The 14,048-nt window shown below is 72.3% G+C and carries 12 protein-coding genes; 8 read left to right on the forward strand and 4 right to left on the reverse strand.

Annotation, left to right across the window (positions count from 1 at the left end; translation table 11 throughout):
• Positions 1–84: 84 nt before the first annotated feature.
• Positions 85–1,467, forward strand: coding sequence for an aminotransferase class V-fold PLP-dependent enzyme (locus tag AC5L3C_RS27980; RefSeq protein ID WP_493651625.1), 1,383 nt, complete (start codon positions 85–87; stop codon positions 1,465–1,467).
• 113 nt (positions 1,468–1,580) lie between these two features.
• On the opposite strand, the gene AC5L3C_RS27985 is transcribed toward AC5L3C_RS27980, so the two are convergent.
• Together AC5L3C_RS27985 and AC5L3C_RS27990 are read right to left on the reverse strand one after the other, a co-directional pair.
• Positions 1,581–1,862, reverse strand: coding sequence for an Lrp/AsnC family transcriptional regulator (locus AC5L3C_RS27985; RefSeq protein ID WP_006136621.1), 282 nt, complete (start codon positions 1,860–1,862; stop codon positions 1,581–1,583).
• Positions 1,859–2,599: a rhomboid family intramembrane serine protease gene (locus AC5L3C_RS27990; protein WP_493651626.1), complete on the reverse strand. Its 741-nt coding sequence runs from the start codon at positions 2,597–2,599 to the stop codon at positions 1,859–1,861. Before AC5L3C_RS27990 ends, AC5L3C_RS27985 begins: the two co-directional genes overlap by 4 nt.
• 156 nt (positions 2,600–2,755) lie before the next feature.
• On the opposite strand from AC5L3C_RS27990, the gene AC5L3C_RS27995 reads away from it, so the two are divergent.
• The 5 genes from AC5L3C_RS27995 (at position 2,756) to AC5L3C_RS28015 (ending at position 8,114) form a co-directional block, all read left to right on the forward strand.
• Positions 2,756–2,995: a hypothetical protein gene (locus AC5L3C_RS27995; RefSeq protein WP_125506978.1), complete on the forward strand. Its 240-nt coding sequence runs from the start codon at positions 2,756–2,758 to the stop codon at positions 2,993–2,995.
• Positions 2,996–3,062: 67 nt separating this feature from the next.
• Entirely contained in the window at positions 3,063–4,406 is a 1,344-nt protein-coding gene (locus AC5L3C_RS28000) for an NYN domain-containing protein (RefSeq protein WP_493651627.1), read from the forward strand.
• A 232-nt stretch (positions 4,407–4,638) separates the two neighbouring features.
• Positions 4,639–5,679 (forward strand): C40 family peptidase, encoded by a 1,041-nt coding sequence (locus AC5L3C_RS28005; protein WP_493651628.1) that lies wholly within the window; start codon positions 4,639–4,641, stop codon positions 5,677–5,679.
• Between the two features lie 196 nt (positions 5,680–5,875).
• Positions 5,876–6,889 carry a C40 family peptidase gene (locus tag AC5L3C_RS28010; protein ID WP_493651629.1) on the forward strand — a complete coding sequence of 338 codons (1,014 nt, stop codon included), beginning with the start codon at positions 5,876–5,878 and terminating at the stop codon, positions 6,887–6,889.
• A 34-nt stretch (positions 6,890–6,923) separates the two neighbouring features.
• On the forward strand, positions 6,924–8,114 hold the full coding sequence (locus tag AC5L3C_RS28015) for a hypothetical protein (RefSeq protein WP_493651631.1): 1,191 nt from the start codon (positions 6,924–6,926) through the stop codon (positions 8,112–8,114).
• Between the two features lie 280 nt (positions 8,115–8,394).
• Here the strand turns inward: AC5L3C_RS28015 and AC5L3C_RS28020 are convergent, their stop codons facing one another.
• The gene (locus AC5L3C_RS28020) at positions 8,395–9,630 is read right to left on the reverse strand and encodes a glycosyltransferase 87 family protein (protein WP_493651632.1); all 1,236 of its coding nucleotides are present in this window, start codon (positions 9,628–9,630) and stop codon (positions 8,395–8,397) included.
• A gap of 121 nt (positions 9,631–9,751) precedes the next feature.
• On the opposite strand from AC5L3C_RS28020, the gene AC5L3C_RS28025 reads away from it, so the two are divergent.
• The gene (locus tag AC5L3C_RS28025) at positions 9,752–10,894 is read left to right on the forward strand and encodes a glycosyltransferase family 4 protein (RefSeq protein ID WP_493651633.1); all 1,143 of its coding nucleotides are present in this window, start codon (positions 9,752–9,754) and stop codon (positions 10,892–10,894) included.
• Positions 10,895–11,058: 164 nt separating this feature from the next.
• Here the strand turns inward: AC5L3C_RS28025 and AC5L3C_RS28030 are convergent, their stop codons facing one another.
• Positions 11,059–12,855 carry an AMP-dependent synthetase/ligase gene (locus tag AC5L3C_RS28030; RefSeq protein ID WP_493651634.1) on the reverse strand — a complete coding sequence of 599 codons (1,797 nt, stop codon included), beginning with the start codon at positions 12,853–12,855 and terminating at the stop codon, positions 11,059–11,061.
• A gap of 296 nt (positions 12,856–13,151) precedes the next feature.
• On the opposite strand from AC5L3C_RS28030, the gene AC5L3C_RS28035 reads away from it, so the two are divergent.
• Entirely contained in the window at positions 13,152–13,949 is a 798-nt protein-coding gene (locus AC5L3C_RS28035) for a metallophosphoesterase family protein (RefSeq protein ID WP_493651636.1), read from the forward strand.
• Positions 13,950–14,048: the final 99 nt, after the last annotated feature.

Below are 14,048 nucleotides of genomic sequence, written 5' to 3' on the forward strand. Positions count from 1 at the left end.
TCCGCGCTCGAGCGTGCCGTACCGCGCCCTGCCGTGCCGTACCCGCTCGCGCGAGGATTCCGCCTGCCCCACGGGAGTTCCGTCATGTCCGCCTCCGCCGCCTCCGTCTCCGCCGTCGCCGCCGACCCGTCCCTGTCCTGTCCGCTGCCCGTGCTCGGCCGGGACGTCACCGTCCCGCTCGTCACCGGCGGCGAGGTCACCTACGCCGCCCTCGACTATGCCGCCAGCGCGCCCGCCCTCCAGCGTGTGTGGGACGACGTGGCCGCCTACGCCCCCTACTACGGCAGCGTCCACCGCGGCGCCGGCTACCTCTCCCAGCTCTCCACCGACCTGTTCGAGGCCGCCCGCAGGACCGTCGCGGAGTTCCTCGACTGCCGCGACGGCGACCAGGTGGTCTTCACCCGGTCCACCACCGACTCCCTGAACCTGCTCGCCGCGGCGCTCCCCGACGGCTGCGAGGTCTTCGTCTTCGAGACCGAGCACCACGCCTCCCTGCTGCCCTGGCGCGACACCCGCGTCACCTGCCTCGACGCCCCGAGCAGCCCGCGCCGGGCCGTGGAGACCCTCGAACGTGCCCTCGCCGCCCGGGACCCGCACGGGCCGGCCCTGGTCTGTGTCACCGGCGCCTCCAACGTCACCGGTGAGCTGTGGCCGGTACGGGAGCTGGCCGCCGCCGCCCACGCGCACGGCGCGCGCATCGTGCTGGACGCCGCCCAGCTCGCCCCGCACCGCGCGGTGAGCGTGAGAGGCCTCGACGTCGACTGGGTCGCCTTCTCGGGGCACAAGCTGTACGCGCCCTTCGGCTCCGGTGTGCTGGCCGGCCGCGCGGACTGGCTGCGCGCCGCCGAGCCCTACCTCGCGGGCGGCGGGGCCAGCCGCACGGTCACCCGGCGCGCGGACGGGGGAGTGGACGTGGAGTGGCACGACGGCGCCGCCCGCCACGAGGCCGGCTCGCCCAACGTCATCGGCGCCTACGCCCTCGCCTCCGCCTGCAAGGCGCTCACCGAGGCCGGTTTCGACACGCTGGCCGCGCGCGAGGAGCGGCTGATCCGCGCGGTGCGCGAAGGGCTGGCGGACGTCCCCGAGGTGCGGTTCCTCTCCCTCTTCGGGGACGACGCCCCGCGCGTGGGGGTGCTGTCGTTCGTCGTCGAGGGCTGGAACAGCTCCCACTTCGCCGCCGCGCTCTCCGCGGAGTACGGCATCGGCGTACGGGACGGCCTGTTCTGCGCGCACCCGCTGGTGCGGCGGCTGCTCGGCGGCGATCCGGGGGCGCAGGGGGAGTGCGGGGCGCCCGAGGCGGCGGCGCCGGGGGAGACGTCCCTGAACGCGATCCGGGTCAGCTTCGGCGCGGGCACGCCGGACGAACACGTGGAACGCTTCGTACGAGCGGTACGCGAACTCGTCCACGAGGGCGCCCGCTGGACCTACCACACGGAAAACGGCCGCTGCGTGCCCAATCCTGCCTGAGGCGCTCCAGCCCGTCCGGCGTCTGAGGACGAGGCCCGCAGGGCCGACAGGGGGGTCCGGGGGCGCAGCCCCCAGGTTCGGGACGGGAAGGGGCGGCGGGGGCGAAAAACGTCCTAGCTGTCCAGGCCGATCGCGAACGCCGCCTCCAGGTCGTGCTGGGAGTACGTACGGAACGCCACATGCGTGTCCGTCCCCTCCACCCCGGGAATCTTGCTGATCCGCCCGGGGATCACCTCAGCCAGATCCTCGTGCTCCCGCACCCGCACCATGGCAATGAGGTCATACGTCCCGGTCACGGAGAACACCTCGCTGACGCTGTCCAGCGCGGCGATCTGCTCCGCGATCTCGGGAATCCGGTCCACGCTGGTCTTGATGAGGACGATCGCGGTGATCACGGCTGGTTCTCTCCCTCGGGGGCCGGAGCAGGGACGGACGCGGACTTCACTGTAGTCGCCCCGCCCCGGCACACCCACGCGCAGCCGAAGCCCAGCCCGAACCCCACCAGGTGCGCCAGATACGCCACCCCGGGCCCGTCGGCCGCCCGGCCCGCCGCCGCCCACTGCAACGCCGCCCAGAACGGCAGCACCACCCACGCCGGCAGGCGCACCGGAAGGAAGAACAGGAACGGCAGAAGACTGGTGACCCGCGCCCGCGGGAACAGGAAGAGGAACGCGCCGAGCACCGCCGAGATCGCACCGGAGGCCCCGACCAGGGAACGCTCGGAGTGGGCATGGGCGGCGGCGTACCCCAGCAGCGCCAGATACCCGCACCCGGCGTAGCAGAGGGTGAACCGCACCCGGCCCAGCCGGGCCTCGGCCATCGCCCCGAAGACGTGGAGGAACAGCATGTTGCCGAGCAGATGCACCCAGCTCCCGTGCACGAACAGCGCCGTGGCCGGGGTGAGGACGGCCCAGGGGGACCCTTCGAACAGGTCTGCGGGGATGACGCCCCAGCGCCGGAAATAGGCCCGTTGCGCCGCCAGCAGTTCCTCCCCGGACCCGTGGGCCGGGTGGAGTCCGGAGGCCGGGCCGATCAGGAAGACCAGGCAGCACAGCACGATGAGGGTGCGGGTCAGCGGCGCGGAGGTGCCCCGGACTGCCGTGGCGGCCGACGCCCACCAGTTGCGGACCATGACCACAGAGCATGACGCAACCGGACGCAACCGCCCATACCGCCTCGCCGCCATGGACGGGCGGGCGGCGGGGACCCGCCAGGCCGTAGGGTTACGTGCCACACGCATCGGACGGTCGGTGCGTCACGGACACTGGAAGGAAGGCGAACAGCCACGATGACGGTTCCTCTGCCGACCGCCTCGACGCGGTGGCGCTGCTCCCTCTGCGGCAATCTCACCCGCTTCGACGTGACCCGCTCGTCGAAGGTCGTCGAGTACGTCCACCTCGACCTGGCCGGAGAGCCCAAGGTCGAGGAGCGCAAGGTGCTCGATGAGACGATCGAGTCGGTGCGATGCCGCTGGTGCAACGCCGTGGACCAGGTGGAACTCGTGGACAGGCCGGGCGCCGGCTCCTGAAGGCGGAGCGGGCCCCGCTGACGGCGGCCCCCACGCGGGGCCGCGCACAGGCATTGGGGTGTGACGGATGGTGGAGACCACGGGCGGGGGGCCGCAGGACGGCGCCGCCGAGGTGCTCGACCGTCCGCTGCCCGACGGAGTGCGCCGCCGGGTCGTCCAGATCGTCGCCGACGGCTTCGGCGGCCTCACCGTCGCCGAGCTGCCCACCCAGCTGAGGCAGTACGCCCGGTTCGCCCCCAACCGCCGCGCCAAGTTCGCCGGGAACGCCATGGCGGCGGCGCTGGAGACCGATCCGCTGTTCCGGCAGCGCATCGGGGAGAAGCTCAGAGAAGCGCAGCCGGAACTGACCGGCGCCCTCGACTCCGGCTCACCGCCCCCGGCGGCGGACCCGCTCGACGTGGCGGCCGCGGCCTATGTGCTCCGCCCGCCCGGCTGGGTCAAGCTGGTGACCGCCGCCGGCGAGGAGGCCCAGCGCGCCGACGCCGAACGCGCCGACGAGGAGACCCGCGCCGAGCTGGAGCGGCTGCGCGGCGAACTCGCCCGGGCCCGCGAGCACACCCGGTCCGAGACCGAGCGGCTGCGTGCCGAGCTGGACGCCGCGAAGAAGGAGACCGAGTCGCTGCACCGCAAGCTGCGCTCCGCGCACAGCGACATCAAGCGCGGCGAGGCCGCCCTGCGCAAGCTGCGGGGCGAGATGGAGTCGGTGCGCGCCGAGGGCCACGCCCAGGTGTCGGCCGCCGAGAGCGAGAGCCGGCGGCTCAAGGCGCGGCTCGGTGAGACCGAGGCCGCGCTGGAGGCCGCGCGCCGGGCCGCGCGCGAGGGCCGCAGCGTCGAGGACATGCGGGTACGGCTGCTGCTGGACACCGTGCTGGACGCCGCCCAGGGCCTGCGGCGCGAGCTGGCGCTGCCTCCCGTGTCCGTCCGCCCCGCCGAGACCGTGGACGCCGTGGAGCCGGGGCGCATGACCCCCAAGGACATCGCCGCCCGCGCGCTATCCGAGGACGACCCGGCCATCCTGAACCAGCTGCTGGCGCTGCCGCAGGCCCATCTCGTCGTCGACGGCTACAACGTCACCAAGACCGGCTATCCCCAGATGCCCCTGGAGAAGCAGCGGCTGCGCCTGCTGGGCCAGCTCGCCCAGCTCGCCGCCCAGACCGGCGCCGAGGTCACCTGCGTCTTCGACGGGGCCGAACTGGCCGCCCCCGTGCTGCTGGCGCCGCCGCGCGGCGTGCGCGTGCTGTTCTCCAAGCCGGGCGTCACCGCCGACGAGCTGATCCGCCAGCTGGTGCGCGCGGAGCCGCCGGGACGGCCCGTCATCGTCGTCTCCACCGACCGGGAGGTCGCCGACGGGGTCGCCCGCGCCGGCGCACGCCCCGTCGCGTCGGCGGTGCTCCTCAAGAGGCTTTCCTAGTATCTGATTCACATCCGTCCCCCGTGCAACGTAACGGATCTATGCCCGAATTGACGGAACCGTCACGCAACGTAGCGTCAGCCGGACGTCACTGCAGGTGAGTTGAGGCCGAATAAACCCGCTGTAACGAAGATTTTGTGTCCGGGGATTTGAACTGATCACAAGAACATCACTAGGGTCTGCCTTCGAACCCGCGCTCGCGCGATCACTCTTCGAGAAGGAGTTCGCCTCCGTGGCGTCCCACCGTCGTCCCAAGCAGCCGAGCCGTGCACGCGTGACCGTGCTCACCACCGCTGCCGCAGCTGCCGTCGTCATGAGCTCGCAGGCCGCCAACGCCGCTCCCGGCGAGAAGCCGAGCAAGGACGAGGTCAAGGCCAAGGTCGACAAGCTCTACGAGCAGGCGGAACAGGCCACCGAGAAGTACAACGGCGCCAAGGAGAAGCAGGAGAAGCTCCAGAAGGAGATCTCCACCATCCAGGACAACGTCGCCAAGGGTCAGAAGGAGCTCAACGACCTGCGCGACGGCCTCGGCTCCATGGCCAGCGCCCAGTACCGCAGCGGCGGCATAGACCCGTCCCTGCAGCTCTTCCTCTCCGCCGACCCGGACGACTACCTCGACAAGGCGTCCACGCTCGACCAGTTGAGCACCCAGCAGGTCGACGCGCTGAAGAAGATCCAGGATAAGCAGCGCGAACTCGCCCAGCAGCGCTCCGAGGCGTCCGAGAAGCTCAAGGACCTCTCCTCCACCCGCACCGAACTGGGCAAGAAGAAGAAGGAAGTCCAGGGCAAGCTCTCCGAGGCGCAGAAGCTGCTCAACACTCTCACCGCCGAGGAGAAGAGGCAGCTCACCGAGGATCAGAACCGCGCCACCCGCAACAGTGAGCGCGAGGCCCTCTCCTCCAACGCCCCGGCCGGTTCCGGACGCGCCGCCGCGGCCTACGCCGCCGCCCAGAGCAAGCTCGGCTCGCCCTACGTGTACGGCGCCACCGGCCCGTCCTCCTTCGACTGCTCCGGACTGACCCAGTGGGCCTACGCGCAGGCCGGTGTCGCCCTGCCGCGCACCTCCCAGGCCCAGGCCAACGCCGGCACCCGGATCTACTCGGTGGACCAGCTCAAGGTCGGCGACCTGGTCATCATGTTCAACGACCTGCACCACGTGGGCTTCTACGCGGGCAACGGCCAGATCCTCCACGCGCCGCGCACCGGCACCGTGGTGCGCTACGAGTCGATGAGCACCGTCGGCGGCCCGTTCATGTTCGGCGTCCGCGTCTAGGCTTTTCCACCCCGGCCCGGTGCGCCCGTTAGGGGGAATCGCACCGGCGCCGATCCGCCCTCCGCCCCGCCTTCGACGCAGGTCACAGGCGGGGCGTCACCGTATGTACGCGCTCCGGCCGTTGGTACCCTCGCCGCCGCCGACGCTACTGTCTGCCGCGTTTCCCTGTCCGCCAGCGGAAGGAGCGCGGCTTCCCGTGGGGTCCCATCGCCGTACCGCACCGTCCTCCGGATCCGACCGGAGCGCCGTCGTCGCCCTCGGCCTGCTGTCCGCGGCCGCCACCGCCCTCGGCGCCGTCCCGGCCGCCGCGACCCCGCACGACGACACCCGGGCCGAGGTGGACCGCCTCTACCAGGAGGCCGAGAAGGCCACCGAGGCGTACAACGCGGCCGACGAGCGCGCCGACGCACTGCGCCGGCAGATCGCCACCGCCCAGGACGGGATCGCCCGCAAACAGCACCACGTCAACAGCATGCGGGAGTCACTGGGCACGCTGGCCGGCGTCCAGTACCGCTCCGGCGGCCTGGAACCCGCCGTCGCCCTGCTGCTCTCCGACGACCCCGAGGACTACCTGGAGCGGGCCTCCGTCCTCGACCGGATCACCGTCCACCAGACCGGCGAGCTCCGCCGGCTCCGGGCGGCCCTGCGCTCCCTCGCCCAGGACCGCGCGGAGGCCGCAGGCAAGCTCGAGGCGCTGGACAGGAGCCGCAAGGCCGTCGCCGCCCACAAGCGGACCGTCGAGCGCAAGCTCGCCGAGGCCCGCCGGCTGCTCAACTCCCTCCCGGCCGCCGAACGCGCCGCCTGGAACCGGGCCGGCCGCTCCGACCGCCCGGACCTGCTCGGCCCGGCCGGCATCCCCGCCTCGGACCGCGCGGCCGCCGCCGTCGCCGCCGCCCGCTCCGCCCTCGGCAGGCCCTACGTGTGGGGCGCCAACGGCCCCGGCGGCTTCGACTGCTCCGGACTGACCCAGTGGTCGTACGCGCAGGCCGGTGTCGCCCTGCCGCGCACCTCCCAGGCCCAGCGGTACGCCGGCCGGCGGATCCCGCTCTCCGAGGCCCGCCCCGGCGACCTGGTCGTCTACCGCTCCGACGCCTCCCACGTCGGGATGTACATGGGCAACGGCCAGGTGATCCACGCGCCCCACCCCGGCGCCCCCGTGCGCTACGACCCGGTCGGGATGATGCCCGTCTCGTCGGTCACCAGGGTCTGACCGGTTCGGCCCGTCCGCCCGTACCCTCGGAAAGGTGGCAGGCCGACGGCGGATACCCGGAGCGCTCTGGGCCGCGCTGTGTCTGCTCCTGGTCTCCCTGGTCTCGTGCGGCGGCGGCAGCGCCGTCGACGGCGCCCGCGCGGAGGTGCAGTCGCTCCTCGACCGGCGCGCGGAGGCGGTCCTCGACCGGGACGCCGCCGCCTACGCCCGCACCGGCACCCGGGCCGGGTTCGACAGCCTGCGCGCGGTCCCGCTCGCGGACTGGTCCTACCGTGTCACCTCCCTGGACCGCACCGGCGACAGCGCCACCGCCTCCGCCGACCTCAGCTACCGCGTGGAGGGCTACGACCGCTCCCCGGTCGTCACCGCCCGCTCCCTGAGCCTGAGCCGGGACCGGGACGGCCATTGGTCCGTCGACTCCGACCGCCCCGCCCGGAAATCCGGCCAGGAGCTGTGGGACCAGGGCCCGGCGCGGGCGGTCCGGGGCGAACGGAGCCTGGTGCTGGGCGTCGGCCAGCCGGAGGGCAAGCTGCGCGACTACGCCGCCCTGGCCGACCACGCGGTGCCCGCCGTCTCCGGCGCCTGGGGCCCCAAATGGACCGGGCGGGTCCTCGTCATGGTCCCGGAGTCCCTGGAGGGCATGGCGGGCCTGCTGGGCTCGCCCGCCTCCTCCTACCGGGGCATCGCCGCCGTCACCACCGGCGCCACCGCCGCGGACGGACGGACGCCGGCGGACCGGATCATCGTCAACCCGGACGCCTTCGGGCTGCTCGGCGACTCGGGCCGGCAGGTCGTCCTCACCCACGAGACCACCCACGTCGCCACCCGCGCCCACACCTCACCCGCGACCCCGCTGTGGCTGTCCGAGGGCTTCGCCGACTGGGTCGGCTACCGCGACGGCGACCGCACGCCCGCCGAGGCCGCACCGGAGCTCGCCCACGCGGTGAGCCAGGGCGAGATCCCGGACGCCCTGCCCACCGACGACGACTTCGGCTTCTCGGGCGACGCGGACGGCCTCGCCCGCGCGTACGAGGGCGGCTGGCTGGCCTGCCGCATGATCGCCGACCGCTGGGGCGAGCAGCGCCTCGGCGAGTTCTACCGCGCGGTGGGCGCCCACAAGACCCGCGACGGCGCGATCGAGTCGGCCATGACCCACATCCTGGGCACCACCCCGGAAGCCTTCACCCTCCAGTGGCACGACTACATCAAGACAACGCTGACTTAGTCCCGACGCCCTGCGGGCCTTCCGGCGCCCTGCGGGCCTTCCGGTGCCCCGCGGACCTCCCGACGCCCCGCGGCCCTCGCCGCGATCCGCGGCCGGTTGCGCGACCCGCGGGCAGTCGTGCCTCCCCCAGAGCCTCAAGGGCCTGGGAGGTACCCCCAGGGCGATGGGGGTCCCCCCGCTCATGGGGGTACCTCCCGCTCGAGCGAAGCCGAGAGTGGGGGAGGAGCCGAGAGTGGGGGAGGCACCCCGCAAGCGCCGGGCTGCGCGAACACCCCCCGGCTCACGATGACACGGCAGTCTCCTTTACCCGCGCAGGCGCGGCCACCGAAGCCACCGCCCCCCGACGCGGCACGGTCGACCGCCACAACACCCGAGCCGCCCCCACCGTCGCCCCTACCAACAACCCGTTCCGAACCACCAGCAGCCCGATCCCCAACGCGTCACTCGCCACCACATGCCCGAACCACACCGGAAACTCCAGCACCGTCACCGCACACGCCCCCAGCACCAGCCCCACCGGCACCCCCATCCGGCTCCCACGGAAGCACAGACACACCGCCCCCACCCCCACCAGCCACACCATGTACTGCGGGCTGATCACCCGACTCGTGGTCGTGAACATCAGCACCCCCACGAACGCCGCCTCGGCGACCGTGTGCGCCTCGAAACGACCCGCCAGCATCCGCCACAGCACCAGCCACGCCAACGCCGCCCCCGTCAGGAACAGCGCCCCCGTGCTCACCCAGCTCACATACGGCCCGAGGAACTCCACCGAGCCGTAGTTGAGCAGCACCTGCCCCTCCCAGCCGTGATGCCGCGCCACGTGGAAGACCAGCGCCCCCAGCGACTCCACCTCCGTCCCCCGGTCCCGCTGGAACCCGAGGAACGCGAACGCCCCCGGCATCAGCACGGCGAACAGCACGGCCACCCCGGCCCCCGTCACTGCCGCCGACACCCACGCCCCGCGCCGCCGCACCGCGAGCAGAATCAACGCCGGCCACACCTTCACCAGCGCCCCGAACCCCACCAGCGCCCCCGCCACCCGCGGATGCCGCCCGGCCGCCAGCAGCCCGGCCACCGCCACCGCCGTGACCATCACGTCGTACCGCGCGTACACCGTCGGCCCGAGCAGCGGCACGCCCGCCACCCACACCCAGGCCCCGCGCCGCGCTCGCCCGGGACCGCGCCCGGCGTACAGCAGCATCGCCAGCGCGATCAGGTCGGCGGCGCAGGCCAGCACGAAGAACGCGGTGGTGTACTCCAGGAACGGCAGCAGACCGGGGGAGAGGATCGCCAGCGCCGCCGCGGGCGGGTACTGCCAGGTCACGTCGTCCTGCGGGAACGTTCCGGTGCGCAGGACGTCGTACCAGCCCTGGTAGATCACCGACACGTCGCTGGTGACGTCGGGGCCCGGGAAGACGATCACCTTGAGCACGCACAGCAGCAGTGCCGTTCGTGTCAGCGCCCAGATGACCAGGAGCCATGCCAGGGACCCTCGTGCGGCCGTCGTTTCCACGTGATCCCTGCCTGTTCGGTGTGCTGTCGTGAGGGGCCATGATGTCCCGGACACGGGTGTACGTGCCACAGAGCACCGCTGTGGCGTACCGCGAAAGCACCGTTCGGTAGGGTCTGCGACGATGCACAAGACCCTGATCGTGACCAACGACTTCCCGCCCCGGCCCGGCGGCATCCAGGCGTTCCTGCACAACATGGCGCTGCGGCTCGACCCCGAGCGCCTCGTCGTCTACGCCTCCACCTGGAAGCGCTCCCGGGAGGGCATCGAGGCGACCGCCGCGTTCGACGCCGAGCAGCCCTTCACCGTCGTACGCGACCGCACGACGATGCTGCTGCCCACCCCGGCCGCCACCCGGCGGGCCGTCGGGCTGCTGCGCGAACACGGGTGCACCTCGGTGTGGTTCGGGGCGGCGGCACCGCTCGGCCTGATGGCACCGGCCCTGCGCCGCGCGGGCGCGCGGCGGATCGTGGCCACCACCCACGGCCACGAGGCCGGCTGGGCCCAGCTCCCCGCCGCGCGGCAACTGCTGCGCCGGATCGGGGAGTCCACGGACACGATCACCTACCTCGGCGAGTACACGCGCTCCCGGATCGCCTCGGCGCTCACCCCGGAGGCCGCCGCGCGGATGGTGCAACTGCCGCCCGGTGTCGACGAGAAGACCTTCCACCCCGGATCGGGCGGCGACGAGGTGCGGGCACGCCTCGGGCTGACCGACCGCCCGGTGGTTGTGTGCGTCTCGCGGCTGGTGCCGCGCAAGGGCCAGGACACCCTGATCCGGGCCATGCCCGCGATCCTGGCCGCCCAGCCGGACGCCGTGCTCCTGATCGTCGGCGGCGGCCCCTACGAGAAGGACCTGCGCCGTCTCGCCCACGACACCGGTGTCTCCGCGGCCGTCCACTTCACCGGCTCGGTCCCCTGGTCCGACCTGCCCGCCCACTACGGCGCCGGTGACGTCTTCGCGATGCCGTGCCGCACCCGGCGCGGGGGCCTGGACGTCGAGGGCCTCGGCATCGTCTACCTGGAGGCATCCGCGACCGGACTGCCCGTCGTGGCAGGCGACTCGGGAGGCGCCCCCGACGCGGTCCTCGACGGCGAGACCGGCTGGGTCGTCCCCGGCGACTCCCCGACCGAGACGGCCGACCGCGTCACCACACTCCTGGCCGACGAGGAACTCCGCCGACGCATGGGCGAACGCGGCCGAGAGTGGATCGAACAAAAATGGCGCTGGGACCTACTGGCGGACGAACTGAAGAAACTCCTCTGAGAGCGGCTGCTCCGCAGACTAGGCCGGGGGGCAGCCCCCTAGGGGCGCGGGGCTGTGACATTATGCGGCTCCGCCGCGTGGGCGCGACAAGCCACAATCAACCCGCACTCGCCACCGCACCGTAGCCGGCACCCCATTAGCCCCCCCCAAGAACGCCCCGGAGCCTACTTCGCGTAGATCGCCTCGATCTCGTGCGCGTAATCCTTCGCCACAACGTTGCGCTTCAGCTTCAACGACGGAGTCAGATGCCCCGACTCCTCCGTGAACTGTGCCGGAAGAATCCGGAACTTCCGCACCGACTCCGCCTTCGACACCGCCGCGTTCCCGTCGTCGATCGCCGACTGGATCGCCGCGAGCAGATCCGGGTCCTCGCTCAGCGACGCCGCCGTCGACCCCGCGGGCTTCCCGTGCTCGTCGGCCCACCGGCCGAGGAACTCCTCGTCGAGGGTGACCAGCGCGCCCACGAACGGCCGCCCGTCGCCCACCACCATGCACTCCGCCACCAGCGCGTGCGCACGGATCCGGTCCTCGATGACCGCCGGGGCGACGTTCTTGCCGCCGGCCGTCACCAGTATCTCCTTCTTCCGGCCGGTGATCCGCAGATAGCCGTCCTCGTCCAGCGTGCCGATGTCCCCGGTGTGGAACCAGCCGTCGGCCAGCGCCTCGGCGGTGGCGCCCGGGTTGTTCCAGTACTCCTTGAACAGGTGCTCGCCGTGCAGCAGCACCTCACCGTCGTCCGCTATGCGCACCACGGAGCCGGGCAGCGGCTGGCCGACCGTGCCGATCTTCTGCCGGTCCCAGGGGTTGAACGCGGTGGCCGCGCAGGACTCGGTCAGGCCGTAGCCCTCCAGCACGCTGAAGCCGATGCCGCGGAAGAAGTGGCCCAGCCGCTCGCCCAGCGGGGCGCCGCCCGAGATGGCGTACTCGCCGCGTCCTCCCAGCACGGCGCGCAGCTTGCTGTAGACCAGCTTGTCGAACACCTTGTGCTTGATCTTCAGGCCGACCGACGGCCCGGACGGGGTGTCCAGCGCCTGGCTGTAGGCGATCGCCGTGTCCGCCGCCTTGTCGAAGATCTTGCCCTTGCCGTCGGCCTGCGCCTTGGCCCGCGCCGAGTTGTAGACCTTCTCGAAGACCCGCGGCACGCCGAGGATCAGCGTCGGCCGGAACGAGGCGAGCTCGTCGGTGAGGTTCTTGATGTCGGGCACACAGCCCAGCTTGATCGGCGCCACCATCGGCGCGATCTGCACCATCCGCCCGAAGACGTGGGCGAGCGGAAGGAACAGCAGCACCGAGCACTCGCCGGTGCGGAACAGCGGACGCAGCCGCTCCACGATGTTGCCGCACTCGGCGAAGAAGCTGCGGTGGGTGAGCACACAGCCCTTGGGGCGGCCGGTGGTGCCGGAGGTGTAGACGATGGTCGCCGGGTCGTCCGCCTTCGCGACCGAGCTGCGCTCCTCGACCGTCTCGTCCGTGACGCCCTGCCCGAGCCGGCCCAGTTCCTCGAGGCCGCCGGCCTCGATCTGCCACAGGTGCTTCAGCGCGGGCAGCCGGTGGCGTACGGACTCCACGGTCGTCGCGTGGGTGTCGAGCTCCACGATGCAGGCACTGGCCCCGGAGTCGCCGAGGATCCACGCCACCTGCTCCGCCGAGCTGGTCTCGTACACGGGCACGGTGATCGCGCCGGCGCTCCAGATCGCGAAGTCGAGCAGCGTCCACTCGTAGCGGGTCCGCGACATCAGGGCCACCCGGTCGCCGGGCTGCACGCCCGCGGCGATCATGCCCTTGGCGGCCGCCCGCACCTCCGTGAGGAAGGTGGTGGCCGTCACGTCCTGCCACGTCCCGCCGACCTTGCGGGCGATGACGGCCACATCGGGATGCTGCGCGGCGTTTCTGCGGACGATGTCGGTCAGATTGCCGTCCGCGGGGACCTCGTACAGGGCCGGAAGGCTGAACTCGCGCAAGACTGCTGCTCCTCTTAGGGCGCCGGCGCCACGACGTTGTGCGATGCGACGGTGCGGTCCAAGGCTCGGGCGGGTGCTCGCGAATTCACAAGTTGAAATCCCGAGCACGACTGGACTGCCCGGACGTTACCCGTCGGTATGGCCTCTACGACAGGGGGTCCCCATCAGATGTTCGCTGCGTCACACAGGTTGGTGTTTCATTGCGCACAGTAGTCCAACCCCGAAGCGACGAGCCAGTAACCGCAGGTCCGCCCGCCATTGTTCACGTCGGCCGCACACGCTTACCCTTGATCGCCATGGCAACGACACCAGGCGGCAGCCGGCGGAACCGCGTGCACGTGGTCAGCGACGTGCACGGCAACGCCCGTGACCTGGCACGGGCCGGCGAGGGGGCCGACGCCCTCATCTGCCTGGGCGACCTGGTGCTCTTCCTCGACTACGCCGACCACTCGCGCGGTATCTTCCCCGACCTGTTCGGCACCGAGAACGCCGACCGCATCGTGGAGATGCGCACCGCCCGCCGCTTCGAGGAGGCCCGCGAGTTCCAGCGCCGGCTCTGGGCCGGCATCGAGACGGACCGGGCCGCCGCGATCGAGAAGGCGGTGCGCAGACAGTACGCCGAGCTGTTCGCGGCCTTCCCCACTCCTGCGTACGCCACCTACGGCAACGTCGACATCCCGCCCCTGTGGCCGGAGTACGCGGGTCCCGGCACCACCGTCCTGGACGGTCAGCGGGTGGAGATCGGCGGCTGGACCTTCGGCTTCGTCGGCGGCGGCCTGCGCACGCCGATGCGCACGCCGTACGAGATCAGCGACGAGGAGTACGCGGCGAAGATCGAGGCCGTGGGCGAGGTCGACGTGCTGTGCACGCACATCCCCCCTGAGGTGCCGGACCTGGTCTACGACACCGTCGCCCGCCGCTTCGAGCGCGGCAGCCGGGCCCTGCTGGACGCGATCCGCCGCACCCGGCCCCGGTACTCCCTGTTCGGCCACGTCCACCAGCCGCTGGTGCGGCGCATGCGCATCGGCGCCACCGAATGCGTCAACGTGGGGCACTTCGCGAGCACCGGGCGGCCCTGGGCGCTCGAATGGTGAGGCCGGAAGGGTGCGGATGCCCCAGGTCGGGTGCGTTCGGCAGGTGCGGCGCACGGTAGCCTTCCGCTGCACGTGCGTGCGCCGCACGGCGACGACGAC

The organism is Streptomyces speibonae, from assembly GCF_984686075.1.

Coding starts and splice junctions, on each gene's coding strand:
- AC5L3C_RS27980 (WP_493651625.1), top strand. CDS start 85: ATGTCCGCCTCCGCCGCCTCCGTCTCCGCCGTCGCCGCCGACCCGTCC.
- AC5L3C_RS27990 (WP_493651626.1), bottom strand. CDS start 2,599: ATGGTCCGCAACTGGTGGGCGTCGGCCGCCACGGCAGTCCGGGGCACC.
- AC5L3C_RS27995 (WP_125506978.1), top strand. CDS start 2,756: ATGACGGTTCCTCTGCCGACCGCCTCGACGCGGTGGCGCTGCTCCCTC.
- AC5L3C_RS28000 (WP_493651627.1), top strand. CDS start 3,063: ATGGTGGAGACCACGGGCGGGGGGCCGCAGGACGGCGCCGCCGAGGTG.
- AC5L3C_RS28025 (WP_493651633.1), top strand. CDS start 9,752: ATGCACAAGACCCTGATCGTGACCAACGACTTCCCGCCCCGGCCCGGC.
- AC5L3C_RS28035 (WP_493651636.1), top strand. CDS start 13,152: ATGGCAACGACACCAGGCGGCAGCCGGCGGAACCGCGTGCACGTGGTC.